This window comes from Streptomyces europaeiscabiei, from assembly GCF_001550375.1.
Classification (GTDB): domain Bacteria; phylum Actinomycetota; class Actinomycetes; order Streptomycetales; family Streptomycetaceae; genus Streptomyces; species Streptomyces europaeiscabiei.
Map to the genome: position 1 here is coordinate 1 of NZ_LRTR01000720.1, position 25,410 is coordinate 25,410.

Genomic DNA, 25,410 nt, shown 5'->3' on the forward strand with positions numbered 1-25,410 from the left:
CCTGCTGCACCCCTTCCTCACGGTCCTGGCGATCGTCGCGACCGGCAACCACTGGATCCTCGACGCGGTCGGCGGCGCGGCTGTGGTGGGCGCGGGCTTCGGCCTGACGTACCTCCTGACAGGGCCCCGCACCACCGAGGCTCGTATGGGGCGCGGGGAACAGCGCGAACACCCACCGACGGCCGGGCGACTCGCCACGGCCGCCCGGCGCAACGGCGGCGGAGCGGACGCGGACGGCGGAGGCAGCGGCGGGGCGTAGGAGGCAGGGGCGGGGCGTAGGGGTGCGGCCCCTGCCTCCGGCGGGACGGGCCGACGGCGCCGGGAGGCCGTCGGCCCGAGTGTGACGGGGTGGTGCCCGGCTCAGACCGTGGTCACCTGGAGGTGCTTGACCCCGTTGATCCAGGCGGAGCGCAACCGGCTCGGTTCGCCGGCGAGCCTGAGGTTCGGCAGCGCGTCGGCGATCGCGTTGAAGATCAGGTTGATCTCCAGGACGGCCAGGGACTTGCCGAGGCAGAAGTGCGGGCCTCCGCCGCCGAAGCCGAGGTGGGGGTTCGGGTCCCGGGTGATGTCGAAGGTGTCCGGGTTGTCGAAGACGTCCGGGTCGTGGTTGGCGGAGGCGTAGAAGATACCGACGCGGTCCCCCTGCTTGATCAGTTTGCCGCCGAGTTCGACGTCCTGGGTGGCGGTGCGCTGGAAGGAGTTGACCGGGGCGGCCCAGCGGACGATCTCCTCGGCCGCCGTCGCCGGGCGCTCACGTTTGTAGAGGTCCCACTGGTCGGGGTGGGTGAGGAAGGCGTGCATGCCGTGGGTGATGGCGTTGCGGGTCGTCTCGTTGCCCGCGACCGCCAGCATCAGCACGAAGAAGCCGAACTCGTCGGAGGCGAGGTTTCCCTCGTCCTCGGCGGCCACCAGCGTGGTGACGATGTCCTTGGCCGGGCACTGCTTGCGGTCGGCGGCCATGTTCATGGCGTAGGCGATGAGTTCCATCGCCGACTGCTGGCCGACCTCCTCGGTGATGGCGTACTCCGGATCGTCGTACGAGATCATCCGGTTCGACCACTCGAAGATCCGGATGCGGTCCTCCTGCGGGATGCCGATCAGCTCGGCTATGGCCTGGAGGGGGAGTTCGCAGGCGACCTCGGTGACGAAGTCGAAGGGGCCGGCGTGGGCGACGGCCTCCCGGGCGATGCTGAGGGCGCGGTGACGCAGGTTGTCCTCCAGCGCGCGGATCGCCCGCGGGGTGAAGACGCGCTGCACGATCTGGCGGACCCTGGTGTGCTCCGGCGGGTCCATGTTCAACAGGATCAGCCGCTGGGCGTCGATCGCGTCGCGCTCGATGTGCTCGTTGAAGCGGATGATCGCGGTGTTGACCGTCGAGGAGAACAACTCCGGGTGCGTCGAGACGTACTTGACGTCCGCGTGCCGGGTGACGGCCCAGTAGCCCTCGTCCGCGAAGCCCGCGATGCCGGGTGCCTGCGGGATCCAGTGGACCGGTTCCGTGCGGCGCAGTTCGGCGAACTCCGGGAGGGGGACACGGTGGTGCAGCAGGTCGGGGTCGGTGAAGTCGAACCCGTCGGGCAGCGCTGGACAGGGCATCGGCCACTCCTGACGGACCATCAGATGGAGGGAATTGCGGTGACCGTAGTAACGGGTTCTACAACTGGCAAGGGGTACGGGCTTTTCAATTGCCGCACGCCCCTTGCGGTCGCGCGGTCACGCTCAGCAGACTGCTCAAGAGAACTAGAACGCGTACTAGTTCTGCGTGGCGGGCCGGGCCGGGACGCCCCGCGCCGCGCGGGTAACCGTTGAGAGGAATCCCCCATGGCCGCGGAACCCGTGATCGTCGAAGCCGTACGCACCCCCATCGGCAGGCGCGGTGGCGCGCTCGCCAATCTGCACCCCGCCTATCTGCTGGGCGAGACCTACCGTGAACTCCTCGGCCGCACCGGCATTCCCGCCGACTGCGTCGAGCAGATCGTCGGCGGCACGGTGACCCACGCCGGCGAACAGTCCATGAACCCCGCGCGCACGGCCTGGCTGACCATGGGCCTGCCCTACGAGACGGCCGCGACGACCGTCGACTGTCAGTGCGGCTCCTCGCAGCAGGCCTCGCACATGGTGGCCAACATGGTCTCGGCGGGCGTCATCGACGTCGGGATCAGCTGCGGCGTCGAGGCCATGTCCCGGGTGCCGCTCGGGTCGGGGTCCAAGCACGGGCCCGGGAAGCCGTTCCCGGAGGAGTGGAACGTCGACCTGCCGAACCAGTTCGAGGCGGCGGAGCGGATCGCCCGGCACCGGGGGCTCACCCGGGAGGACACGGACGCGCTGGGGCTGCTCTCCCAGGAGCGGGCCGCCGCCGCGTGGGCCGAGGAGCGGTTCAAGAAGGAGACGTTCGCCGTCCAGGTGCCGACGACCGAGGCGGAGCAGAGCGCCGGGCAGGGCATGTGGCGGCTCGTCGACCACGACGAGGGGCTGCGCGACACGTCGTCGGAGGCGCTGGCCCGGCTGAAACCGATCATGCCGTCGGCGGTCCATACGGCGGGCAACTCGTCCCAGATCAGCGACGGCGCGGCGGCGATCATGTGGGCGTCGAAGCGGATGGCCCGCGCGCTGAAGCTGCGGCCCCGCGCGCGGATCGTCGCCCAGGCGCTGGTGGGCTCCGACCCCCACTTCCACCTCGACGGGCCGATCGACGCGACCAAGGCCGTCCTGGGGAAGGCCGGGATGTCGCTCAAGGACATCGACCTGGTCGAGATCAACGAGGCCTTCGCGTCGGTGGTGCTGAGCTGGGCGAAGGTCTTCGACCAGGACCTGGCGAAGGTGAACGTCAACGGCGGCGCGATCGCCCTCGGACATCCCGTGGGTGCGACGGGGGCGCGGCTCATCACGACCGCGCTGCACGAACTGGAGCGGACCGACAAGGAGTTCGCGCTGGTGACGATGTGCGCGGGTGGCGGGCTGGCAACCGGGACGATCATCCAGCGGCTGTGACTTCGGCTGACGGTGAGGGCTGTCGGCTGTCGCTGATGGCTGTCCGGCCGGTGGTGAGCGGCCGGTGGCTGTCCGGCTGACGGAGAGTGGCGAGTGGCGAGTGGCGAGTGGCTGGTGGCTGTCCGGCCGACGGCCGTCAGGCTGACGGCTGTTGGGCGGCTGCCGGTTGCCTCGTCCCGAGACGGAAGTGGCCCTGCTGGTCGTCCCGCGGCCAGCAGGGCCCTTCCCCCGTGGCGGCAAGTCCCCCGTGCCGCCTCGTTCCCCCGTGGCGGCTGGTCGTGCCGCCCTTTTCCCCCGTGAGCGACAGGTCCCCCGTGGCCGTGCCGCTCGATCCCCCGTGGGCGGCACGTCCCCCGTCCCGCCCACACCACTGATTCCACCGGATCGCGCATTGTTAGGCAGGGGTGTCGAGCCTGCCAAACAATGGCCGGACGCGATCTCTCCGCTTAGGTGGCCGGATGCGTACGTTGGTTGTCCGGGACGGTGTGGGTGTGGCGGGAGGGGAACAGCACGGTGGCGGGTCGTCGTGAGGTGCCGGTCGATCCGGGGGCCGGGCCGGTGCAGCGGTTCGCGTTCGAGTTGCGGAAACTGCGGACCGAGGCGGGTGGCCTCACCTACCGGGCGATGGCCGGGCAGGCGGGTTACTCGATCACCACGCTCTCCCAGGCGGCGGGCGGAGAGCAGTTGCCCACGCTGCCGGTGGCCCTGGCCTTCGTACGGGCCTGCGGGGGCGATCCGGGGGAGTGGGAGATCCGGTGGCACCAGGCGGTCGAGGAAGCCGCCGCGTTCGACCCGGACAACGACGGGGTGGACGCGGAGCCGCCGTACCGGGGGCTGGCCCGGTTCGAGACCGACGACAGCGGGCTCTACTTCGGCCGGGACCGGCTCACCGCGGAACTCGTGGACCTGATGCGCCGCCGACGGTTCGCGGCGGTCTTCGGCCCGTCGGGGATCGGCAAGTCCTCACTCCTGCGCGCCGGTCTGATCCCCGTCCTGCGCGAGTCCGAGGAGCAGGGGCTGCGACCGTCCGCGATCCGGATCCTGACCCCCGGCGAGCAACTGGCCCGCACCCATGAGCTGCTGCTGGAGGCGAACGGCACCGGCCCCGGCCCTGGCGCAGGCCCCAGCTCCGGCCCTGGCCCCGGCGACACACTCGTGGTCGTCGACCAGTTCGAGGAGGTCTTCACCCTCTGCCACGACGCGGCCGAACGGGCCCGGTTCATCGACCTGTTGCTGACCGCGCGCGAGCCGGAGAGCCGGTTGCGGGTGCTGTTGGCCGTGCGCGCGGACTTCTACGGCCGGTGCGCCGAGCACCGTGAGCTGGCCGAGGCGCTGGGGGACGCCAATCTGCTGGCGGGGCCGATGAGTTCGGCGGAGCTGCGCGAGGTCGTCGTCAAGCCGGCCGCGGCCGCCGGGCTGACCGTGGAACGGGCGCTGACCACGCGGCTGGTCGAGGAGATCACCGACGCGCCCGGCGGTCTGCCGTTGCTGTCGCACGTCCTGCTGGAGACCTGGCGCCGGCGCCGGGGCAAGACGCTGACCCTCGCCGGGTACGACGCGGCCGGCGGCCTGGACGGAGCCATCGCCAAGACCGCCGAGGACATGTACGGCCGGTTCACCGACGGCGAGGCGGCCACGGCCCGCCGGGTGCTGCTGCGGCTGATCTCCCCGGGTGACGGCACGCCCGACACGCGCCGGCCCGCCGCCAGGGCCGAGCTGGAGACCACGGGCACCGGTCGGGCGGAGGTCGCCCAGGTCCTGGAGGCCCTCACCCGGGCCCGCCTCCTCACCCTGGACGGCCCGACCGTCGAAGTCGCGCACGAGGCGCTCATCACCGCCTGGCCCCGGCTGCGCGGCTGGATCGAGGAGGACCGCGACCGCCTGCGCGCCCACCGGCAACTGACCGACGCGGCCCGGTCCTGGGAGGAGCTGGGCCGTGACGCGGGTGCGCTGTACCGGGGCAGCCGGCTCGTCACGGCGCGGGAGTACTTCGGGGGTCCGCGTCACACCGACGACCTGACCGACCAGGAAGCCGCCTTCCTCACCGCGAGTCTCACCGCCCTCGACCAGGAGGAACGGGCCAGGGCCCGCACCACGCGACGCCTGCGCGTCCTCGTCACCTCCCTGGCCTGCCTCCTCGCCCTCGCCCTGACCGCCACGGCCGTCGCCTACTGGCAGCGCCAGAGCGCCGTGAACGCCCAACGTGATGGTCTGTCAAGGCAGTTGGCGGCCCAGTCCGCCGCGCTGTTGGAGAGCGACACCGACCTCGCCTCGTTGCTGGCCGTCAAGGCGTACCGGACGAGTCCGACCCGCGAGGCCACGCGGAGCCTGTACGCCGCGGCGGCCGTTCCGCTGGAACGCCGGCTGACCGGACATACCGGAACCGTGTCCACCCTGGCCTACAGCCCCGACGGGAAGACCCTCGCCAGCGGTAGCTATGACGGCACGGTACGGCTGTGGGACACGGCGACCGGTCGTACCCGGAAGGTGCTGGCCGGACGCAAGATCGCGGACAACCCCGACGTCGTACGCAACGTGGCCTTCGGCCCCGACGGCAGAACCCTCGCCACCAGTCACAATGACGACGCACGGCTGCGGGACCTGGACACCGGGCGCGTACGTGCGTCGGTCGCCGTCCGTGATCCCGACGAGGACAACCTGGCGGCGGTCGGCTTCGACGGTGACGGCCACGCGCTGGCCGTCACGGAGAGCGGGCGGGTGCTGGACGTGGCCACCGGCCGCGTCGCGACCACCCTCAGGGGCCCCACCGGTCTGGAGATGGCGGTGGCGTTCAGCCCCGACGGGCGCACCCTCGCCACCAGCACCCGGGACCACACCGCGCAACTGTGGGACCTGGACACGGGAAGAGTGTTGTCCACCCTCAAAAGCAGTACGGGAGTGGTCAGTTCACTGGCGTTCGGCCCCGGTGGGAAGATCCTGGCCACCGGCACCGAGGACGGCACCGTACATCTGTGGGACGTGGCCGACGGCAAGCAGCGGACCACCCTCACCAGTGCCAGCAGCCGCGTCGAGTCCATGGCGTTCGACCCGGACGGCAAGACCCTGGCCGCAGGCAGCTACGACGGCACGGTACGCCTGTGGGACCTCGCCACCGGACGCGCGGACGCCACCCTCACCGGCCACACCAGCCCTGTGATGTCGGTGGCGTTCAGCCCCGACGGGGACGAACTGGCGACGGGCAACGAGGCCGACAGCTTCGGCGGCGGTGACGTCGGGGTCCGGCTGTGGAACGTGGGCAGGAACCGCCCCCGCGCCACGCTGAAGGTGCCGGGCGGCGACCTGCAGTCGGTGGCGTTCAGCCCCGACGGCGACACCATCGCCACCAGCAGCGTCCGGACGACCGCCGACGACTGGAAGCCCGTAGGTGTGGTCCGGCTGTGGGACACGGCCACCCGCCGTACGCGAGCCACCCTCGCCGACGGGCCGACCGAAGGGGGGCCGGTTCTCTTCAGCCCCGACGGCAGGACCCTGGCCGTCATGGACAGCGCCCGGGGGCAGTTGTGGGACGTGGCCACCCGACGGCTGCGGACCACTCTGCCCGACCGGTTCATCAACGGGATGGCGTTCAGCCCCGACGGAAAGACACTGGTCACGGTGGGCGACGGCCTGGTGCTGTGGGACGCCCGGACCGGGCGCCCGCGCGTCGAACTCCCCAAAGCCGAAGAGGGCTCGCCGCTGGCCTTCAGCCCCACTGGTGACGTCTTCGCCACCACCGGAGGCCGGGACTCGGAGATCCGGCTCCGTGACCCCGCCACCGGACGCGTCCGGTCCACGCTCACCGAACCCGCGGGCAGCGCCTCGCCCAAGGGGGCGGAGGGCGGCCCGTTCATGATGTTCCGACAGGTGCAGTCGATGGCCTTCAGCCCGGACGGCCGCACCCTCGCCTCCGCCGAATCCGACGGCAGGGTACGGCTGTGGAACACCGACACGGGAGAACTCGACGGCACGCTCACCGTGAGCCTCACGGAGGGTCCGGTCGAGCTGGCGTTCAGTCCCGACGGCCGTACGCTCGCCACGGCCGGCGGCAGCGCGGTACGGCTGTGGGACACCACCACGCGATACGAGCGCGCGACCTTCCCCGGCGGGGGCGCGCCGAGGCTCGCGTTCAGCCCCGACGGCCGCACCCTGGCGGTCGGCGACTACCGCAGCCGCCTGAGCCTGTGGAACGTGGACCTGCCCCTCCCGGCCGAGGCGATCACCGGCATCTGCCGAGCGGTCCACCGCGACCTCACCCAGCAGGAGCGGGCCCTGTATCTCCCGGACCAGGAGTCAGGCGGCGTCTGCTGACGCCGCCCAACCGACGAAGGTGTCGAACGCGGCGGGGGCCAGGGTGAGTTGGGGGCCCGTCGGGTTCTTGGAATCGCGGATGGCGATGATGGGGCAGGGGGTTTCGGTGATCTCTACGCACTCACCGCCCTGGTCGCTGCTGTGCGACGACTTGCGCCAGGTCAGGGGGCCGAGCGGCGCGCATTCGATGCAATCGCCGCCCTGGTCGCTGCTGTAGCTCGATTTACGCCACCGAGTCCCCGTCGGGATCGCGTTGCTCTCCATAACGCTCCTCCATCACGCGTCGGATCAGCTCCGCCGAATCCCGGAGGGAGAGGGCGGCGGCTTGAAGATGATCGTAACGGAGCGAGCAATTCTTGACGGTGTCTGGGTTGGCGGTCGGATGCCCACTCCCGTAGCCCTCCATGTAGACGATGTCCGGGTCGCGGTCGAAGCGGTAGAGGTTGAATGAGCCTGTCAGTCCCGCGTGAGCCCCGGCCTCGAAGGGCAAAATCTGGACGTTGATCCGGGGGTTGCTCTCGAAGGCCAACAGTTTCAGCATTTGGCCCCGCATGACGTCTGGGCCTCCGATCTTCTGGTAGAGCGCGGCTTCGCTGAGGACGGCCCAGAGGACGGGTGGCTCCTCCTTGTCGAAGACGCGTTGCCGAGCCAGTCGTACGGCGGTCCGGTCATCAAGGTCCGTTCCGTCCAGGGCGCCGAGTACGGCACGGACGTAAGCCTCGGTCTGGAGCAGGCCCTGGACCATGTGCGTGTGGAACGTGTAGATCTCGGCGGCTCGAACCTCGATCTCCGCCACCTGCTGGAACCAGGACGGAAGTTGATGGCGCATCACCAGCACGGCGAGCCGGGACAGCAACCCGCCCGTCTCCAGCGCCACATCCACCCGCTCGCTGAACTCCAGCGTCGGGCACTTTCTCGCGGTCTCGATCTGCCCCACCAGCGACGCGGTGTACCCGAGGATGTCCCCCAACTGCTTCTGCGTCAGGCTCGCGGCCTCGCGGCAGCGCCGCAACTCGTAGCCGTAGTAGTCCAGTGGTGAGGCGCCGGGATCGAGGGTGTGGATCTGGGTCACGTGCGGTGCCCTCCGTCGAGCTTGAACCCACTCTTCAACAGGTTGTGTTCGCTATGTGGCTGACAGTAGCCATGCCGGGCCGGTCTTGTGGTGTGAACGCATACTTTCACCCCTTCCTCCTGGGTGCCCCACCCGCCCAGTATCGGATCAGCCTCACCGTCGGTGACCACTCGGCGCATCACGTCCGCCGTATCGTCCGCTCGTATCTCGGCGAGTGGGAGCTGGCGGAGCTGACCGACGCCGTCGAGCTGGGCGTGACGGAGCTGCTCGCCAACGTCGTACGGCACGTTCCGGACCGGCGGTGCACGCTGCTGTTGCTGCGGGCGGCGGCCGGGGTGCGGGTGGAGGTGGGGGACGGGTCGGCTCAGCTTCCCGTCGTGCGGGACGACGTGCCGCCGGACTCGGAACGCGGGCGCGGCCTCACGCTGTTGGGCGCGGTGTCCGACAAGTGGGGGGGGTGGGGCCGAGGGGTGGCGGAGGCGAGACCGTGTGGTTCGAGTGCCGGGTCGGCGCCGACTGAAACGGTCGCCGTTCGCCGCGGCGGGAACGTGTCGTGCGGACGGCGAAGGCGGCGGCCCCGGGGATCGGGGGCCGCCGCCTTCGGTCTGGGTCGGCCGTGTCGGTTGTTTCGACCGTGTCAGCCGTGCAGCTCGCGCTGGTGGTGCGGGTCGTGCTGGATCAGTACCAGTTGTTGGCCTGCCAGAAGTTCCACGCGCCACAGGGGCTGCCGTAGCGGTCCTTCATGTAGTCCACGCCCCACTTGATCTGGGTGGCGGCGTTGGTCTTCCAGTCGGAGCCCGCGGAGGACATCTTCGAGCCGGGCAGGGCCTGGACCAGGCCGTAGGCGCCGGAGGACGAGTTCGTCGCCTTGATGTTCCAGTCGCTCTCGTGGTCGACGATGTTGGAGAAGCACTTGTACTGGCCCGAGTCCGCGATCATCTTCTTCGCGACAGCCTGCGCCTGAGAGGCCTCCGACGCGGCCTGGGCGGGCGCGGCGGCGAACAGGGCACCGGTGGCGGCAGCGGCCAGGGTGACACCGGCGAGGGCCTTCTTCGGGGAGGCGATGCGGCGGAGAACGGAGACGGTCACGGGGGTCCTTTTCTTCGGGGACAAGGCCGTCGCGGGCATGCCTTCACCACGTGCTGTGCGGTGGGGGCGTACGTCGGCGCCGGGGCCCGGGTGGGCTCGTCGGCGCCGTTGCGACTCATCCAGAGAAACAGCCGGAGCGGTCGTCCGCAATGACCCCTTTTGCTAGTTGTGGTCGTATGTGCGCCGAAGGTTGCTTCTGTGACGTGGCTCTCAATGCGCAGGTCAGAGGGTATGAAGTCATGTGCATGCCATGCACTTCGATCTACGAGTCCGGTTCGTATGTGACGTGGGCCCTATGGGGTGGTTCACGGCTCACGTAACGGACGGTGGGCGCGGTCTCACGCCGAGGTCACCGGGTGGGCGGGGTGAATGTGACCGCGCTCTCGAAGGCGGCCCTGCGGGTGGCCCGGCGCAGCGCCTTCAGGACCGGGGTGCCGAGGGTGAGGGTCAGGGCGACGGTGACGACCGCGCGGCCCAGGTCCCAGCCGAGGGACGTGGCCAGGCAGTACGCGACGAAACGGGCGAGGTTCGCCGCCGGGGCCGCCGACGCGTCGAAGGCGATGTTCGAGGCGAGCGTGTCGATGAAGGGCCAGCCGTAGAGGTTCATGACCGTGCCGTACGCGAAGGCGGCGACGAAGCCGTAGGCGGCGAGCAGGGCCAGCTCGGCACGGCCGCGCAGGCGGTGCGCGCCCGGCAGCAGTCCGGCGCCCATCGCGAACCATCCCATCGACAGCATCTGGAACGGCATCCACGGCCCCACACCGCCCGTGAGCAGCGCGGACGAGAACATCGTCACCGCGCCCAGGGTGAAGCCGAAGCCGGGGCCGAGGACGCGGCCGCTGAGCACCATGAGGAAGAACATCGGCTCGATGCCGGCCGTGCCCGCCCCGATCGGCCGCAGCGCCGCCCCCGTCGCCGCGAGCACCCCGAGCATCGCCACCGCCTTCGCCCCCAGCCCGGCCTCGGAGAGCGTCGCGCCTACGACCCCGACCAGCAGCACGAGCAGCCCCGCGAACAGCCAGGGCGCGTCCTTCGCGTGCGCGGTCACCTGCGAGCCGGGGTCCGCGAAGAAGGGCCAGCTGAAGGCCGCCGCACCGATGAGGCTGACGAGGAGGAGGGCGGCGATGGTGCGGGGGGAGAGGGGTACGGGGCGGCGGCTCGGGCGAGCGGGGCTGGGGGTGAGGGGTTCGGCTTCGGTGGGGGAGGGGTCGCTCATGGCTGCTGCCCTTCCGGCTCGGCCTCGCCCCGTTCCTCCGGCCCGCCCGCCGCCCGCAGGGCGCGTCGTACCTGTGCGGTGGTCAGCCACTTCTGTGGCGCGAGGATCTTCGTGACCTGGGGGGCGAAGGACGGGGAGCCGACGACGACCTCGGGGGTCGGCCCGTCGGCGACGATCTCGCCGTCGGCGAGGATCAGGACGCGGTGGGCCAGCTCGGCGGCCAGTTCCACGTCATGCGTGGCCAGGACGATGGCGTGGCCGTCGGCGGCGAGCCCGCGCAGGGTTGTGACCAGGCGGGACTTGGCCGCGTAGTCGAGGCCCCGGGTCGGCTCGTCGAGGAGGAGCAGCGGCGGGCGGGCCGTGAGGACGACCGCGAGCGCGAGGGCCAGCCGCTGCCCCTCCGACAGGTCGCGGGGGTGCGTGTCGTCCCCGATCCCGGGCAGCAGCCCGGAGGCGAGCCCCCGGCATGTGCCCGGCTCGGCGCCCGCGTCCCGGTCCGCAGCCGCGCACTCCGCCGCGACCGTGTCGGTGTACAGCAGGTCGCGGGGCTCCTGCGGTACGAGCCCGACTCGGCGTACGAGATCCTTCGGCGCCGTGCGGTGCGGCGTCAGCCCGCCCACGCGTACCGAACCGGCCGCCGGTTCCACCAGTCCGACCAGCGCGGAGAGCAGCGTGGACTTGCCGGCGCCGTTGCGGCCCATGAGGGCGATCGTCTCCCCGGGGGTGACGGTGAGGTCGATGTGGGTGAGGGCGTGGACGTGGCCGCGGTGGACATCGAGGGCCGCGACCGCCGCCGCCGGTTCGGCGGGAGGTGAGGGGGTGGGAGGGATGGAGTGTCCGCCTAGGAGGCGCCGGAGGAGGCGGGAGGGTCGGGCCGGGGGGAGGGCGGGGGCTTCTGTGCGTCGCGGGGTGCGGGTGGGTCGTGGTTGATCGCGCAGTTCCCCGCGCCCCTGTGGGGCGCGGGTGTCGGCCGGTGTCCGAGTCCCGCGCCCCTGTGGGGCGCGGGTGTCGGCCGGTGTCCGAGTCGCGAGGCGTTCCCGCAGTGGCCCCGCCCGGCGGCGTGCGTCCCGCACCGTCAGCGGCAGGGGGGACCAGCCCGCCAGCCGCCCGAGGTCCACCACCGGCGGATACACCGGGGAGACGGCCATCACCTCGGTCGGGGGGCCGAGGGTCAGGGGGGCACCGGGGGCCGGGAGGAGGGCGACCTGGTCGGCGTACTGGACGACGCGTTCCAGGCGGTGTTCGGCCATGAGGACGGTCGTGCCGAGGTCGTGGACGAGTCGCTGGAGCACGGCCAGGACCTCCTCGGCGGCGGCCGGGTCCAGCGCGGAGGTCGGTTCGTCGAGGACGAGCACGCGCGGGTGCGGGGTGAGGACGGACCCGATGGCGACACGCTGCTGCTGGCCGCCGGAGAGCGTGGCGATGGGACGGTCGCGGAGCCCGGCGAGGCCCAGCAGGTCCAGCGTCTCCTCCACCCGGCGCCGCATGACATCCGGCGCGAGCCCCAACGACTCCATCCCGTAGGCGAGTTCGTCCTCGACGGTGTCCGTCACGAAGTGCGACAACGGGTCCTGCCCCACCGTGCCGACCACGTCGGCGAGTTCACGCGGCTTGTGCGTACGGGTGTCCCGCCCGGCCACCGTGACCCGGCCGCGCAGGGTGCCGCCGGTGAAGTGCGGCACAAGGCCGCTCACCGCGCCGAGCACCGTCGACTTCCCGACACCCGACGGCCCGACGAGGAGCACGAGTTCACCCTCCGGGACCTCGAAGTCCACGCCCCGGAGGGTGGGTTCGGCCGCTGTGTCGTACGTCACGGAGACATCCTCGAAGCGGATCACACGGTTTCCTTCGTCGGTGGGGCGGCGTTCGGCAGGGGCCTCGACAGGACGGGCCTCGACAGGGCGGGCCTCGACGAGGTGGGCTTCGACGAGGTGGGCTTCGGCGGTGCGGGCACGACGAACGCGGGGAGCAGGCCCAGCAGGATCGCGGCGGCCGGCCGGAGGGGGAGGTCCGGGGAGGTGAGGGGGATGACGGTGGGGTGCAGCGCGGCGGAGTCGTACGCGGCGAGGACGATCAGCAGCGCGGCGACGCCGATGCCGGACCCGGCAACCAGCCACGCGCGCACGCCCCACACGTCCGGCCGGTAGCGGGTGCGCGGTGAGCGTCGGCCGCCCAGCCGCAGGCCCGTGAGCGCGGCGGCCAGCCCGGTGAGCAGCACGGGGAGGCCGTAGGTGCCGCCCTCGGCGGTCAGTACGCCGTACGTTCCCGCGCAGACGCCGAGCAGCCCGCCGAGGGTGAGCGCGGCGGTCGTCCGGCGGACCCGGGCGGGGACCTGTGCGGTACGGCCGTAGCCGCGCGAGTCCATCGCGGCGGCGAGCGCGACCGACCGCTCCAACGCGCCCTCCAGCACCGGCAGTCCGACATGCAGCAGCCCCCGTACGCCCCGGTCCGGCCGCCCCCGCAGCCGCCGCGCGGCCCGCAGCCGCTGGACGTCCGCCACCAGATGCGGCGCGAACGTCATCGCCACCACCACCGCGACGCCCGCCTCGTACAGGGCGCCGGGGAGCGACTTGAGCAGTCGCGCCGGGTTCGCGAGGGCGTTCGCGGCGCCGACACAGATCAGCAGGGTGGCCAGCCGCAGCCCGTCGTACAGCGCGAACAGGAACCCCTCCGCCGTGACCCGGCCGCCGAGCCGGATCCCCTGCGACCAGTCGGGCAGCGGCACTTCGGGCAGCTCGAACAGGGTGTGCGTCCCGGGGATGGGCGAGCCCAGCACGACCGCGAAGGCCAGCCGGGCGAGCAGCACGGCGAGGCCGAGCTTCACGAACGCGGCGTACGACCTGGCCCAGGGCGCGTCGGTCCGATGCGTGGCCACGACGCATCCGGCGACCGCGATGAGGAGGCAGAGAAGAAGGGGGTTGGTGGTACGGGACGCGGCAGTAGCGAGCCCGAGGGCCCAGAGCCACCAGGCGAGAGGATGCACGCCGAGCTTTCTGGTCACCCCGGCCGCGGGCAGTCGTGCCGCTGGGGCGGCACGGGTGGGCGCAGCGGCACCTCGTACCGCCGAGCCGCGGAGCCGACCCCCGGTCGACCCCACCTCCGGGCGCCTTGTGAACCACCGCATGTCGCCCTACCCCCGGCGCCGCCGCGCCTGCCACACCGCCGCGGCCCCGAGCACGGCGACCACGCCCACGCCCGCGAACAGCCCGACGGAGGGCCCGTCCTCTTCGGCGGTGGTGGCAGCGGGCGGCGAACTCGGGTCGCCCGTGCGGGCATCGCCCCCAGCACTGGCATCGGCGCCGGTATCGGAGCCGACCGCCTCACCGCACCCCTTCCCCGGATATCCCGCGATCGCGCAGAGCATCGCATTCGTGTCGTACCGAAGCGGCTTCGCGACGGACGCCAACGCCTCGGCCGTACTCGCGTCGTCCGGAACCCGCGCACACGCCGTACGCGCCGCCGGCGGCGTCTCACCGGCCGGCGCGTCCGCCGCCGTACCGAAGTCGACGACCAGCGCGACCCGCTTCTCCCCGCCCCGCGCGGCCGTTTCCCCGCAGATCGCGGCGAAGTCGGCGGCCCCGCGCGGCTGGGCCGCGTCCGCGGAGTCCCGGCTGACCGCGAACCGGAACCCCTGGACGTCCCCGTCGGACGGGCGCGCGGTCGACGGCCCCTGCGTGGCATACGTCCAGGCCGAACCGTCCCGATCCCAGAACGACCAGTAGCGGTACGCGGCGGCATGAGCCTGCCCCGCGCCCACACTCCCCAGCAGGAGGAGGAGCAGGATGCCGCTCAGCCGCGACAGCACGCCACGCAGCCGGGGCCGGGGCAGAGGGGGCGAGGCGTCCCTCCGGCGGCCGATCACGCTTCCCGCCGCTTCCTGCCGGCCCTCACCCGTACGAACCCGACGACACCCGCGACAACGGCGAGCCCGAGCCCGATCGCCCACCACGCGCCCGCCCCGAGGCCGTCGCCGCTCTCCTCCCCGGCGGCCGTGTCGTCGCTCGGCACGGAGGAGTAGTCGTCCACGTCGCGCGCCGGACCGGTCTCCTTCAGCTGGGCCACGAGGTCGGCGCCGCCGAAGTCGCGCGGGTCGTCGCCGGCGGCGTGGGCGGCGAGGACGAGCTGGGCGTACGCGGCGGGGCCGGCCTTGGCCGCCCAGACGCCGTGGTTCTTCTTCAGCCAGGCGAGCGGCTTCTCGGTCGCGTCCTTCTCCCCGGCGGCGGCGAGCGCGACGACCGCGTCGGCGGTGTTGCCGTGGTCGGGCTGATCCTCCGCACCCGCGAGGGAGGACGTCAGATAACCGTCGGCGGCGAGGGCACCGGCCAGGTGAACGGCCCCGTTGTGGGCCAGATCCTCCGGGGAGTCACCCGAAGCGCACTTTGCGACGGAATCCCCTTGATTGTCCAACCCGTTACCCGCCTCGGCCACGAACCCCTTGCCCAGGCTGCCGAGTACGGCTGCGGCCGTGGCGTCGGCGTTCGCGGCGAGACCGCCCTTCTTGTCGGGCTGGTAGGCGAAGGCACCGCCCTCGTCCTCGCCGTCCTTCCCGCTTCCCTTGCCGTTCTTCTCCCCGTCCCCGCAGGGGAGGGCGAGGGCGCGGAGGGCGTCGTAGGGCGAGTTGCCGGCCTTCTTCTGCTTGCCGGGGGCGTCGCCCACGGCGGTCAGCGCACCGATGACGACGGACGTCGAGTTCGCGTCGCTGGGCCCGCCGACGGTGTAGCCCCAGCCGCCGTCCTTGTTCTGGTTGTCCTTCAGCCATCGCACCGCCCGCCCGGCCTCGGCGTCCTGTCCGCCGACCGCGGCGAGCGCCTGTACCGCGGCGGCCGTGCTGTTGGTGTCGACTGCCGTCTTGGCGTCGCACTTCGCGGTGGCGTCGGCCCGGTACGCCGCGAACGCCCCGCTCGCGCACTGCTGCCCGACGAGCCACCGCACGGCCCCGGCGCCGGGCTTCTCCTCCACGGCGTCCAGCGCGAGCAGGGCGAGGGACTGCCGCCAGACGCCGTCGTACGTGGGGTCGGTGGAGCCGTACAGGCCGGTGGGGATCGCCTGCGACGGCGAGGCGGAGGGAGCGGCGGCTGCCTCGGGCGATGCGTCGTCGGTGAGGGCGACCGGCGCGAAACCGCTATCTGGTCCGCCACCGAGTCCGGTGCCGAGCCCGGCTGTGACGGCCAGTACGGCGACTACCGCGGCGCTGCGGCGGACATTCATGATCGGCGGCTGCCTCTCCCTGACGGGGGGCCGGGCGCACGGCGAAGCGCCGGGCGGCTCGGCTCCGTATTCCTCGACGGTGCCGTACACCGGCGGGCCGCCGGTGACGCGAGCCGGTCACGATTCCGTACGGGGCAGTCCGACTTGCCGCCCCCTTGCCGGGGTCGGCTCACGGTTGCGGGTCAGCGCCGGATTTGCACCGGCTTCCCCCCGTACGGGCGTGATGACGACCCGGCCACTCTACCTGCCGGTAGCCAAGAGCCCGAGGGCCGACTGTGCGCCGGGATAGGTTCGGGCCATGCGTACGGGGAGACTGCTGGGGTCCGGCCGCACGGCCGACGTGTACGAACTCCACACCGACGAGGGCGAGTCCGGAACGGACGGACACGACGCCTTCGCCGCGCACGGCGTAGCCGCCACCCCCGACGGACTCGACGACCGTGACGGAGCCGACAGACATACCGGACGCGGTGGGCGGGCCGGGGGTGACGGGCGTATCGGACGTGACGGATCGGGTGGCGGACGCACCGGAGTCGGCGGACCCGGCGGACCCGGCGGGCCCAACACGGTCGATGGACCCGGCGGAGATCGCGCAGCCGACGGAGCCGGTGTCCGTGACGGAGCCGACTACCGGGGCGGGCCCGACCATCGGGGTGGACCCGGCGACCGTGGCGGAGCCGATGGCCGGGGCGGGCCCGACGACCGTGACGCACCCGGCAGCCGTGGTGAAGTCGGCAGCCGTGGTGAAGTCGGCAGCCGTGGTGAAGTCGGCGGACCCGGCGGCCGTGTCAGCCTCGTCGGCCGTGCCGCGCCCGGCCGGACAGGGAGCCAGGAAAGCACCGCCGGAGCCTGGGTGTTGCGGCGCTACCGGGACGGCTGGGGCGACGCGGTCGCCGAGGCCGAGATCATGGAGCACGTACGGGCTCACGGGTATCCCGTCCCGCGCGTGCGCTCGGCGACCCGTGCGGAGATGGTGCTGGAGCGGCTGTCCGGCCCGACACTGCTGGAGGCGGTCGCCACCGGTCTGCTCGACCCGCCGCAGGTCGGCGCCACCCTGGCGCACCTCCTGCACGCGCTGCACGCTCTCCCGCCCCGTAGCCACGTCCTCTCCCCGCCCCATGACCCCGCGCCCTCCGCGCCAGGCCACTCCATCAGCCCCACCCCCAGCGCGCCGCCCCCCACCCGCGCGGTGCCGCCGACCACCCCCGCACCCCGCGTCCTCCACCTGGACCTGCACCCCGAGAACGTCATCCTCACGGCCCGCGGCCCCCAGGTCATCGACTGGAGCAACGTCGAGGAAGGGCCGCCCGGCCTCGACTGGGGTGTCTCCGCGATGATCCTCGCCCAAGTCGCCGTCGACACCGCCGACTTCCGTGCCGAGATGGCCCACGCCATGCTCGTCTCCCTCCTCGACCACCGGCCCGACGGTCCCTCCGCCCTGACGGAAGAGGGACTCGTCGAGGCGGGACGGCGTCGCGCGGCCAACCCGACGATGGCCGCGCGCGAAGTGGAACTCGTGGTAGCGGCCGAGGAGTTGATCCGAGCCCTCACGGTTCCGGCGACGGCGTAGTGAGGGCACGCCGTCCTCAGGTCGGCGCGACGGCCTGAGCGGGACGGCTCAGGGCGCGACGGCCTCGGGGCCCGGTGAGCCGGGTGCCTGCGCACCGTGCACGCCACGCCCCCGGCGCCCCCGACGGCCCCGCCGCCTGGGGTGCCGGCTCCCGCGAACGCCCCTCACACCGCCACATACGTCACCGGATCACTCCCCGTCACCGCCTCCGCCCGCCCCAGCTTCACCAGTCGCCGCAGATGTGCCTCCGCCTCGGAGACCGCGATGTTGCGCGAGGTGAAGGGGATCTGGGACCAGGGGCGGTTCCACTCCATGCGTTCGGCGAGCTGCCAGGGGGTGAGGGGAGAGGCGAGGAGGGCGAGCAGGCCGGTGAGCCGGGACTCGTGGTGGGCCAGCAACTCCCGTACGCGGGCGGCGGAGTCGGTGAACGCGTACTGATGGGCGGGAAGAACCTCGGCGGGGCCGAGGCGCCCGACGCGTTCCAGGGAGTCGAGGTAGTCGCCGAGGGGGTCGGTGACCGTGTCGTCGTCCGGGTCCTCGTACAGACCGATGTGCGGGCTGATCTCGGGGAGGAGGTGGTCGCCGGAGAACAGGCGTCCGTGGCCCGGAAGTTGCGCCGGGTGTGCCTCCTCCAGGTGGAGGCAGACGTGGCCGGGCGTGTGGCCCGGCGTCCAGATCGCGCGGATGCGACGGCCGGGGAGGTCGAGGAGTTCACCGGGGACGATCTCGCGGTCGGGGAGCGCGGGGGAGAAACCGGGCAGGGCGCGGGGGCGGCGCGGGGTGCGCAGCGGGGCGAGGTGTTCCTCGGGTGCGCCCGCGGCCGTGAGCTTGTCCGTCATGTACGTGAACCAGCGGTCCGGGCCGGTCCCGCGTGTGCGCCGGACGATCGCCGTGTCCGCCGCGTGCATCGCGATCCACGCCCCGGACGCCTCCCGCACCGCGCCCGACAGGCCGTGGTGGTCGGGGTGGTGGTGCGTGATCACGACCCCGTGGATCTCCGCGACCGACGTACCGCACGCCGTCAGGCCCGCGGCGAGTGTGTCCCATGACGCCGGGTCGTCCCAGCCGGTGTCGACGAGGACCGGTCCGCGGTCGGTGTCGACGACGTACACGAGGGTGTGGCCGAGCGGGTTGTCCGGGATGGGGACCTCGACGGACCGTACGCCTCCGCCGTGATCGTGCACGTGTGTCATGCGCTCCCCTGTCGTCGATGCCCCGTTGATGACCCGATCACCGCGCGCTCCGGCCACTATAACTAGAACGAGTTCCACCGCGAGTCCGGATGATCCGGTGTGCGCTCCGTGGACTCCTCTCACCGGAACTGGTATCAGTTCCCTATCCCCATCGATCTGATGGATCGTCAGAGAACTTGCTGGAGAAGAGAACTGGCTCCGGGAGGCAGTCGGCCATGACCGAACTCGTGGAACACGGACAGCTGTTCATCGGCGGGGAGTTGACCGACCCCCTGGGCACGGACGTCATCGAGGTGGTCTCACCGCACACGGAGGAGGTCATCGGCCGCGTCCCGCACGCCTCGCGCGCGGACGTCGACCGCGCCGTGGCAGCCGCGCGCCACGCCTTCGACCACGGCCCCTGGCCACGTATGACCCTCGACGAACGGATCGAGGTCGTCGCCCGGATCAAGGACGCCTTCGCCGTACGGCACGAGGAGTTCGCCCGGATCATCAGCTCCGAGAACGGCACCCCGTTCACCTCCAGCGTGATGGTGCAGGCGCTCGCGTCGATGCTGGTGTGGGACGCGGCGATCACGACGGCGCGCGCCTTCACGTACGAGGAGCGGCGGGACGGCGTACTCGGCAAGATCCTCGTGCGGCGGGAGCCGGTCGGGGTGGTCGCGGCGGTCGTCCCCTGGAACGTCCCGCAGTTCACCGCCGCCGCGAAGCTCGCCCCCGCCCTCCTTACGGGTTGCCCGGCCATCCTGAAGGTGTCGCCCGAAACCCCTCTGGACGCCTATCTGCTGGCGGAGATCGCAGCCGAGGCGGGCCTGCCCGAAGGGGTCCTCTCCATCCTCCCCGCCGACCGTGAGGTCAGCGAGTACCTGGTCGGGCACCCGGGTGTCGACAAGGTCTCCTTCACCGGCTCGGTCGCCGCCGGCAGACGGGTCATGGAGGTCGCCGCCCGCAACCTCACCCGCGTCACCCTGGAGCTGGGCGGCAAGTCGGCGGCGGTGATCCTGCCGGACGCGGACACGCAGACGGCCGTCAACGGCATCGCCCCCTTCGCCTGGATGATCAACGGGCAGGCCTGCGTCGCCCAGACCCGCATCCTGGTCCCGCGCAGCCGCTACGACGAGTTCGCCGAGGCCTTCGCGGCCTACGCCTCCGCGCTCAAGATCGGCGACCCCCTCGACCCGGCCACCGAACTCGGCCCCCTCGTCGCAGCCCGTCAGCAGCGCCGCAGCCTCGACTACATCCGCATCGGCCAGGAGGAGGGCGCCAAGATCCTCACCGGCGGCGGCCGCCCGGCGGGCCTGGAACGCGGCTGGTACGTCGAGCCGACCCTCTTCGGTGACGTCGACAACTCCATGCGCATCGCCCGCGAGGAGATCTTCGGCCCGGTCATCTGCCTCCTCCCGTACGGCGACGAGGCCGAGGCCGTACGCATCGCCAACGACTCCGACTACGGCCTCAGCGGCAGCGTCTGGACCGCCGACGACGAACACGGCGTCGACATCGCCCGCCAGGTCCGCACCGGCACCTACTCCGTCAACACCTTCAGCCTCGACATGCTCGGCCCCTTCGGCGGTTACAAGAACTCCGGCCTGGGACGGGAGTTCGGCCCCGAGGGCTACGGCGAGTACCTGGAACACAAGATGATCCACCTCCCGGCCGGATACGAGCCGCCCGCCGCCGCCGATGGGGCGGGGACGGGGACGGGGACGGCGGACGGATCAGCGGCCGGGGAGGCGTAGGCATGGGCGACCGCTGGCACGTGGAGGTCGACCGTTCCCTCTGCATCGGCTCAGCCCAGTGCACCCACCTCGCCCCGGACACCTTCCGCCTCGACTCCGCCATGCAGTCCCACCCCGCAGCCCCCGACATCGACGCCAACGAACGCATCCTGAAGGCGGCCGAGGGCTGCCCGGTGGAGGCGATCGCGATCACCCTGCTGGGCAGCGGGGAGCCGGTGTTCCCGCCGGAGGACTAGGGGGTGTGGTGGCCTACGCTCTGAGGCCGGTACAGGAACGATCGGGAAGTCGGGGCGGGGAAGCGTGCGCAAGTCCGAGGCCAAGGAGCTGATCAACCAGGCGTACGCGGCCTGGGACGCCGAGGAGTGGCAGCGCGCCGCCGGCCTCTACGAGCAGGTGCTCGCTCATTTCCCCGACGAGAAGCCGAGCGCGGAGTGGTGGTACGACGCCGCGCTCGGCCACAAGTTCCTGCGCAACTGGGACAAGGCGTACGAACTCGGGGTCCAGGCCGCCGCCCGCGCACCCCGCGGCGAGGGCGACCCCGCGTTCTGGAACCTCGGTATCGCGGCCACGATCCGCCGCGACTGGGCCACCGCCCGCGACGCCTGGACCGGCTTCGGCATCGAGCTGCCCGACGGCGAGGGCGAGATCGACGGCCGCTTCGGCCAGGCCTGCGTGCGCCTGGACACCGACGGCCGACGCGAGGTGGTGTGGATCGACCGGCTGTGCCCGACGCGCGGCCGGGTGGTGAACGTCCCCGTGACCGGCGGCCGCCGCTACCGGACATCATTCGTAGTGCTCCGGCCTTCAGGCCGGAGGTGAAGCGAATCGCGTGGTCGCGACGCGGAGCGTCGCGGTGTCGTTCCGGCGGAGCCGGACCCTGCTTCGGGACGGTGACGGATCGTTCGCATGTTCCCGATAGCGGCGTGGGTTCGACGTGCCTAGTGTGATCGTCATGCAGCTCCGGTACGCCTTCAGGTTGTACCCCGACGCCGCTCAGCAGGCCGCGCTGGCCAGGGCGTTCGGGTGCGCCCGCGTCGTGTTCAACGACGCCGTGCGTGCCCGTGAGGACGCCCGTGATGCCGGGCAGCCGTTCCCGACGGCCGGTCAGCTGTCCACACGCCTGATCACGGAGGCGAAACGAACGCCGCAGCGCGCCTGGCTGGGCCGGGTCTCCGCAGTCGTCCTCCAGCAGTCCCTGCGGGATGCCGAGACCGCCTACAGGAACTTCTTCGCCTCCCTCAAGGGTGCCCGGAAGGGACCGAAACTGGGCCCGCCCCGGTTCAAGTCCCGCAAGGACGCCCGGCAGTCGATCCGGTTCACCGCCAACGCCCGCTGGTCCATCACCGGCAAGGGACGCCTGAATCTGCCGAAGATCGGCGCGGTGAAGGTGAAGTGGTCCCGCGCGCTGCCCGCCACGCCCTCCTCGGTCACCGTCGTCAAGGACGCGGCCGGCAGGTTTTTCGCCTCCTTCGTCATCGATACCGACCCGGACGCCGACGCGGCACGGATGCCCGAAACCGACCGCACCATCGGCATCGATCTCGGCCTCACGCATTTCGCTGTCCTGTCCGACGGCACGAAGATCGACTCTCCGCGCTTTCTACGGCGCGCGGAGAAGAAGCTGAAGAAGGCCCAAAGGGAGCTGTCCCGCAAGCAGAAGGGATCGAAGAACCGGGCCAGAGCCCGCCTGAAGGTCGCCCGCGCTCACGCCAAGGTCGCCGACGCCCGCCGCGAGTTCCACCACCAGCTCTCCACGAAGCTGATCTCCGAGAACCAAGGGATCGCTGTGGAGGACCTGTCGGTGGCTGGACTGGCACGCACCCGCCTGGCCAAGTCCGTCCATGACGCGGGTTGGTCGTCGTTCGTGCACATGCTGGAGTACAAAGCGAGACGGTACGGCCGCACCCTGGTGAAGATCGGCCGGTTCACTCCGACCTCCCAGACCTGCTCGGCCTGCGGCGCCGTGGACGGGCCCAAACCGCTGAACGTCCGGGAATGGACCTGTGCCGCCTGCGGCACCGTCCACGACCGGGACCACAACGCCGCGATCAACGTGAAGACGGCCGCCGGACTGGCGGTATCGGCCTGCGGAGCGCCGGTAGGACCGGGAGCGATCCCGGCACAGCGCGAAGAAACAGGAAGCCACGGATTCCGCACCGGAAACCGTGCCGCGTAGCGGCACGGCAACCAGTCAAGGAAGGCCAGAATCCTCGCCCTTCAGGGCGAGGAGCATGTCAAGGCGAGATCGTCCTCCATGAACGGCCAGCCCAACGGCGAACGCGTCGTCGACGGCACGACCTTCCCCGTCTTCGACGAACTGCTCCTCTTCGAGCCGTCCGACCTGCCCACCTTCCAGGTGACGGTCGCGGCCGGCGACCCCGCCGACCTGGAGGCCCTCACCACCCTCTTCGCCGATCACGACTTCGGCGCGGAGCCCGCCGGTAGCCTGACGACACACTGCGCCTGCTGCAGCGAGGGCACCCTCCACAAGGAGCCCCGGACCACCCACGCGGGCGCCCAGCGTGTCTTCGTGGCGGCCCCGGAGGGCGAGACCCACAGGCTGCTCGACCAGTGGGCGGGGGAGAAGGCGGTCGGGCGGAGCTGGAGCGGTCTGGAAGCCGTGGGTTAGGGCGATCTACCGCCGTCCGAATTGCTCGAAAAAAATACCCTTAAGGGGGTTGTGCTCCCGCATGGGTGTTCTATCGTAGAAATCAGCCTACGAGGCGAGTGAGGGAGTCGACCGGAGTAGCCGACAGTGGCGCGAGGTAGCAGATCCGCCGATGCCGACGTCGACGGTCGGGCTGAGAGGCCGGAAGGTAGCAGGACAGGACCGGACGGTGACCCTCGGCACCTGTGCCGACGAGCTGTACCGGCGCAGGGAACCCGTCTCGTAGGTCTTTTCCCTGCCCGCGGGCCCTGTTTCCATGCCCGCGGGCATTTGCCGTGCCCGCGTCCTATGCCTGCGGCCGCCGGTCCGGCGCCGTCAGGTCGATCAGGCGGCACACCGTCTCGATGTCGATCTTCACCTGGGCGATCGAGGCGCGACCGGACAGCCAGGTGATGAGGGCCGAGTGCCAGGTGTGTTCGATGACGCGGACCGCCGACAGCTGCTCCGGACTCGGGTTCTCCAGGCCCATGGCGTCGAGGATGATCGCGGTGGTCTGGTGGGAGACCTGGTCGACCTCGGGGCTGACGCTGCGGTCGGCGAAGGTGAGGGCGCGGACCATGGCGTCGGCGAGGTGGGGCTCGCGCTGCAGGGCGCGGAAGGCGCGCATCAGGGTCTCGGCGACGCGCTCGGCCGCCGTCGTGCCGCTCGGGGGCTTCTTGCGGAGCGTGCCGTGCATGTGTTCCAGCTGGTCCTGCATGGTGGCGACCAGCAGATGGATCTTGGAGGGGAAGTAGCGGTAGAGCGTCCCCAGGGCGACCTGCGAGGACTCGGCGACCTCACGCATCTGTACGGCGTCGAAACCGCCCCGGCTGGCCAGCTGGGCGCTCGCGTGCAGGATGCGGCGCCGGCGGGCCTCCTGCCGCTCCGTGAGGGGCGGCGAGTCCGGTCGCCCGGCGCCGGCTTCCACCTTGACTTCCGCAGGCATGGGTCTCGTTCCGTGACAGTCGTGACGGTCGGTGAGGGTATGAGATCAAATAGCATGCCAGGGCGTGTGCCGTGGCGTGAATCACCTGATCCACCTCTCACAGCGGTTCTACCAGCCGGTAGATTCAGAGCCTCTTGAACGATCAACTCTGAAACTTGTTCTAGATTACCGTCTCGTCGTAATCTCACGGGAAATCGCAGTGAGAAGGGGGCCCAGGAGTGACCGCGGAGGCCAGTCAGGCGGGGTCCCGACGTGACCTCGCTGCGGACGGCGAGCGACCGCTCAACATCGCGCTCCTCACCTATAAGGGGAACCCGTTCTGCGGGGGGCAGGGCGTCTACGTACGCCACCTCTCGCGCGAGCTGGCCCGACTCGGCCACCGGGTCGAGGTGATCGGCTCCCAGCCGTACCCCGTACTCGACGAGGGCGCCGTGCCCGTCGACGGTCCGGGCGGCATCTCCCTCACCGAGCTGCCCAGTCTCGACCTCTACCGGCAGCCCGACCCCTTCCGCACCCCGAAGCGGGACGAGTACCGCGACTGGGTCGACGCCCTCGAAGTGGCGACGATGTGGACCGGCGGGTTTCCGGAGCCGTTGACTTTCTCGCTCCGCGCCCGCCGCCATCTGCGGGCCCGGCGCGGCGAGTTCGACATCGTCCACGACAACCAGACCCTCGGGTACGGGCTGTTGGGGAACGTGGGCGCGCCCCTCGTCACCACCATCCACCACCCCATCACCGTCGACCGGCAGTTGGAGCTGGACGCGGCCGAGGGGTGGCAGCGACGGATGTCCGTGCGCCGCTGGTACGCGTTCACGCGCATGCAGAAGCGGGTCGCGCGGCGGCTGCCGTCCGTGCTCACCGTCTCCGGCACCTCCCGCCAGGAGATCGTCGACCACCTCGGCGTACGCGACGACCGTATGCACGTCGTGCACATCGGCGCCGACACCGACCTTTTCTCGCCGAATCCGGCCGTGGCGCAGGTGCCGGGCCGGATCGTCACCACCTCCAGCGCGGACGTGCCGCTCAAGGGGCTCGTCTTCCTCGTCGAGGCGCTCGCCAAGGTGCGGGCCGAGCACCCCGCGGCCCATCTGGTCGTCGTCGGCAAGCGGCCCGCCGAGGGCCCGGTCGCCCAGGCCGTCGAGCGGTTCGGCCTCGAAGGCGCCGTCGAGTTCGTCAAGGGCATCTCGGACGCCGAGCTGGTCGACCTGGTCCGCTCGGCCGAAGTCGCCTGCGTGCCCTCGCTGTACGAGGGGTTCTCGCTGCCGGCCGCCGAGGCCATGGCCACCGGTACGCCGCTGGTCGCCACCACCGGCGGAGCCATACCGGAGGTCGCCGGACGCGACGGCGAGACCTGCCTCGCGGTGCCCCCGGGTGACCCGGGCGCCCTGGCCGCCGGACTGAGCCGGCTCCTCGGCGACCCGGAACTCCGGC

Annotated in this window: 20 protein-coding genes and 2 pseudogenes; 11 read left to right on the forward strand and 11 right to left on the reverse strand. The window is 71.6% G+C overall.

The window, feature by feature from the left end; translation table 11 throughout:
• A partial coding sequence (locus tag AWZ10_RS35655) for a phosphatase PAP2 family protein (protein WP_425264526.1) occupies positions 1–259 on the forward strand: 259 nt, incomplete at its 5' end.
• Between the two features lie 101 nt (positions 260–360).
• Here AWZ10_RS35655 and AWZ10_RS35660 read toward each other — a convergent pair.
• Complete coding sequence (locus AWZ10_RS35660) at positions 361–1,596, reverse strand: cytochrome P450 (RefSeq protein WP_046705054.1); 1,236 nt, start codon at positions 1,594–1,596, stop codon at positions 361–363.
• A gap of 225 nt (positions 1,597–1,821) precedes the next feature.
• Between AWZ10_RS35660 and AWZ10_RS35665 the strand changes: the two genes are divergently transcribed.
• On the forward strand, positions 1,822–2,991 hold the full coding sequence (locus AWZ10_RS35665; RefSeq protein WP_037704534.1) for a steroid 3-ketoacyl-CoA thiolase: 1,170 nt from the start codon (positions 1,822–1,824) through the stop codon (positions 2,989–2,991).
• 513 nt (positions 2,992–3,504) lie between these two features.
• Positions 3,505–7,299: an nSTAND1 domain-containing NTPase gene (locus tag AWZ10_RS35670; RefSeq protein WP_060893068.1), complete on the forward strand. Its 3,795-nt coding sequence runs from the start codon at positions 3,505–3,507 to the stop codon at positions 7,297–7,299.
• Here AWZ10_RS35670 and AWZ10_RS35675 read toward each other — a convergent pair.
• On the reverse strand, positions 7,282–7,563 hold the full coding sequence (locus AWZ10_RS35675) for a DUF397 domain-containing protein (protein ID WP_060893069.1): 282 nt from the start codon (positions 7,561–7,563) through the stop codon (positions 7,282–7,284). The two genes, AWZ10_RS35670 and AWZ10_RS35675, sit on opposite strands and share 18 nt — an antisense overlap.
• Positions 7,523–8,371: a helix-turn-helix domain-containing protein gene (locus AWZ10_RS35680; protein ID WP_046705056.1), complete on the reverse strand. Its 849-nt coding sequence runs from the start codon at positions 8,369–8,371 to the stop codon at positions 7,523–7,525. Before AWZ10_RS35680 ends, AWZ10_RS35675 begins: the two co-directional genes overlap by 41 nt.
• A gap of 92 nt (positions 8,372–8,463) precedes the next feature.
• On the opposite strand from AWZ10_RS35680, the pseudogene AWZ10_RS54335 reads away from it, so the two are divergent.
• A pseudogene (locus AWZ10_RS54335) lies at positions 8,464–8,891 on the forward strand (ATP-binding protein).
• A 158-nt stretch (positions 8,892–9,049) separates the two neighbouring features.
• Here the strand turns inward: AWZ10_RS54335 and AWZ10_RS35690 are convergent.
• The 6 genes from AWZ10_RS35690 to AWZ10_RS35715 all read right to left on the reverse strand — a co-directional run bounded on the left by AWZ10_RS35690 (position 9,050) and on the right by AWZ10_RS35715 (position 15,884).
• Complete coding sequence (locus AWZ10_RS35690; protein WP_173531522.1) at positions 9,050–9,499, reverse strand: aggregation-promoting factor C-terminal-like domain-containing protein; 450 nt, start codon at positions 9,497–9,499, stop codon at positions 9,050–9,052.
• 310 nt (positions 9,500–9,809) lie between these two features.
• Complete coding sequence (locus AWZ10_RS35695; protein ID WP_060893071.1) at positions 9,810–10,676, reverse strand: ECF transporter S component; 867 nt, start codon at positions 10,674–10,676, stop codon at positions 9,810–9,812.
• Positions 10,673–12,514: an ABC transporter ATP-binding protein gene (locus AWZ10_RS35700; protein WP_060893072.1), complete on the reverse strand. Its 1,842-nt coding sequence runs from the start codon at positions 12,512–12,514 to the stop codon at positions 10,673–10,675. The genes AWZ10_RS35695 and AWZ10_RS35700 overlap by 4 nt, the downstream gene beginning before the upstream one ends.
• Positions 12,511–13,659: an energy-coupling factor transporter transmembrane component T gene (locus tag AWZ10_RS35705; RefSeq protein WP_244172657.1), complete on the reverse strand. Its 1,149-nt coding sequence runs from the start codon at positions 13,657–13,659 to the stop codon at positions 12,511–12,513. Before AWZ10_RS35705 ends, AWZ10_RS35700 begins: the two co-directional genes overlap by 4 nt.
• Before the next feature lie 147 nt (positions 13,660–13,806).
• Entirely contained in the window at positions 13,807–14,538 is a 732-nt protein-coding gene (locus AWZ10_RS35710) for an SCO2322 family protein (protein ID WP_408991698.1), read from the reverse strand.
• Entirely contained in the window at positions 14,535–15,884 is a 1,350-nt protein-coding gene (locus AWZ10_RS35715) for an SCO2321 family membrane protein (protein WP_060893078.1), read from the reverse strand. Before AWZ10_RS35715 ends, AWZ10_RS35710 begins: the two co-directional genes overlap by 4 nt.
• A gap of 853 nt (positions 15,885–16,737) precedes the next feature.
• Between AWZ10_RS35715 and AWZ10_RS55980 the strand changes: the two genes are divergently transcribed.
• Positions 16,738–17,454 carry a phosphotransferase gene (locus AWZ10_RS55980; protein WP_060893080.1) on the forward strand — a complete coding sequence of 239 codons (717 nt, stop codon included), beginning with the start codon at positions 16,738–16,740 and terminating at the stop codon, positions 17,452–17,454.
• A 164-nt stretch (positions 17,455–17,618) separates the two neighbouring features.
• On the opposite strand, the gene AWZ10_RS35725 is transcribed toward AWZ10_RS55980, so the two are convergent.
• Positions 17,619–18,647 (reverse strand): Strvi_7410 family MBL fold metallo-hydrolase, encoded by a 1,029-nt coding sequence (locus AWZ10_RS35725; protein WP_060893073.1) that lies wholly within the window; start codon positions 18,645–18,647, stop codon positions 17,619–17,621.
• 215 nt (positions 18,648–18,862) lie between these two features.
• Here AWZ10_RS35725 and AWZ10_RS35730 point away from each other — a divergent pair, with 215 nt between their 5' ends.
• From AWZ10_RS35730 to AWZ10_RS35750, 5 genes and pseudogenes are all read left to right on the forward strand, one after another.
• Positions 18,863–20,386 carry an aldehyde dehydrogenase gene (locus AWZ10_RS35730; protein WP_060893074.1) on the forward strand — a complete coding sequence of 508 codons (1,524 nt, stop codon included), beginning with the start codon at positions 18,863–18,865 and terminating at the stop codon, positions 20,384–20,386.
• Between the two features lie 2 nt (positions 20,387–20,388).
• Positions 20,389–20,622 carry a ferredoxin gene (locus tag AWZ10_RS35735; protein WP_060893075.1) on the forward strand — a complete coding sequence of 78 codons (234 nt, stop codon included), beginning with the start codon at positions 20,389–20,391 and terminating at the stop codon, positions 20,620–20,622.
• 64 nt (positions 20,623–20,686) lie between these two features.
• Positions 20,687–21,163, forward strand: a pseudogene (locus tag AWZ10_RS35740) (tetratricopeptide repeat protein); the annotation flags it as partial.
• Between the two features lie 175 nt (positions 21,164–21,338).
• A complete protein-coding gene (locus AWZ10_RS35745; RefSeq protein WP_060893081.1) occupies positions 21,339–22,562 on the forward strand; it encodes an RNA-guided endonuclease InsQ/TnpB family protein in 1,224 nt (407 codons plus the stop codon).
• A 78-nt stretch (positions 22,563–22,640) separates the two neighbouring features.
• Positions 22,641–23,015 carry a hypothetical protein gene (locus AWZ10_RS35750; RefSeq protein ID WP_234360824.1) on the forward strand — a complete coding sequence of 125 codons (375 nt, stop codon included), beginning with the start codon at positions 22,641–22,643 and terminating at the stop codon, positions 23,013–23,015.
• 325 nt (positions 23,016–23,340) lie between these two features.
• Here the strand turns inward: AWZ10_RS35750 and AWZ10_RS35755 are convergent, their stop codons facing one another.
• Positions 23,341–23,979 carry a TetR family transcriptional regulator gene (locus AWZ10_RS35755; RefSeq protein WP_046709146.1) on the reverse strand — a complete coding sequence of 213 codons (639 nt, stop codon included), beginning with the start codon at positions 23,977–23,979 and terminating at the stop codon, positions 23,341–23,343.
• Positions 23,980–24,197: 218 nt separating this feature from the next.
• Here AWZ10_RS35755 and AWZ10_RS35760 point away from each other — a divergent pair.
• A partial coding sequence (locus tag AWZ10_RS35760) for a glycosyltransferase family 4 protein (protein ID WP_060893076.1) occupies positions 24,198–25,410 on the forward strand: 1,213 nt, incomplete at its 3' end.

Excerpts from the sequence above, each read along its gene's own strand:
- AWZ10_RS35660 (WP_046705054.1), bottom strand. The coding sequence starts at position 1,596 with ATGCCCTGTCCAGCGCTGCCCGACGGGTTCGACTTCACCGACCCCGAC.
- AWZ10_RS35665 (WP_037704534.1), top strand. The coding sequence starts at position 1,822 with ATGGCCGCGGAACCCGTGATCGTCGAAGCCGTACGCACCCCCATCGGC.
- AWZ10_RS35675 (WP_060893069.1), bottom strand. The coding sequence starts at position 7,563 with ATGGAGAGCAACGCGATCCCGACGGGGACTCGGTGGCGTAAATCGAGC.
- AWZ10_RS35690 (WP_173531522.1), bottom strand. The coding sequence starts at position 9,499 with ATGCCCGCGACGGCCTTGTCCCCGAAGAAAAGGACCCCCGTGACCGTC.
- AWZ10_RS35695 (WP_060893071.1), bottom strand. The coding sequence starts at position 10,676 with ATGAGCGACCCCTCCCCCACCGAAGCCGAACCCCTCACCCCCAGCCCC.
- AWZ10_RS35715 (WP_060893078.1), bottom strand. The coding sequence starts at position 15,884 with ATGAATGTCCGCCGCAGCGCCGCGGTAGTCGCCGTACTGGCCGTCACA.
- AWZ10_RS35725 (WP_060893073.1), bottom strand. The coding sequence starts at position 18,647 with ATGACACACGTGCACGATCACGGCGGAGGCGTACGGTCCGTCGAGGTC.
- AWZ10_RS35730 (WP_060893074.1), top strand. The coding sequence starts at position 18,863 with ATGACCGAACTCGTGGAACACGGACAGCTGTTCATCGGCGGGGAGTTG.
- AWZ10_RS35735 (WP_060893075.1), top strand. The coding sequence starts at position 20,389 with ATGGGCGACCGCTGGCACGTGGAGGTCGACCGTTCCCTCTGCATCGGC.
- AWZ10_RS35745 (WP_060893081.1), top strand. The coding sequence starts at position 21,339 with ATGCAGCTCCGGTACGCCTTCAGGTTGTACCCCGACGCCGCTCAGCAG.
- AWZ10_RS35750 (WP_234360824.1), top strand. The coding sequence starts at position 22,641 with ATGAACGGCCAGCCCAACGGCGAACGCGTCGTCGACGGCACGACCTTC.
- AWZ10_RS35755 (WP_046709146.1), bottom strand. The coding sequence starts at position 23,979 with ATGCCTGCGGAAGTCAAGGTGGAAGCCGGCGCCGGGCGACCGGACTCG.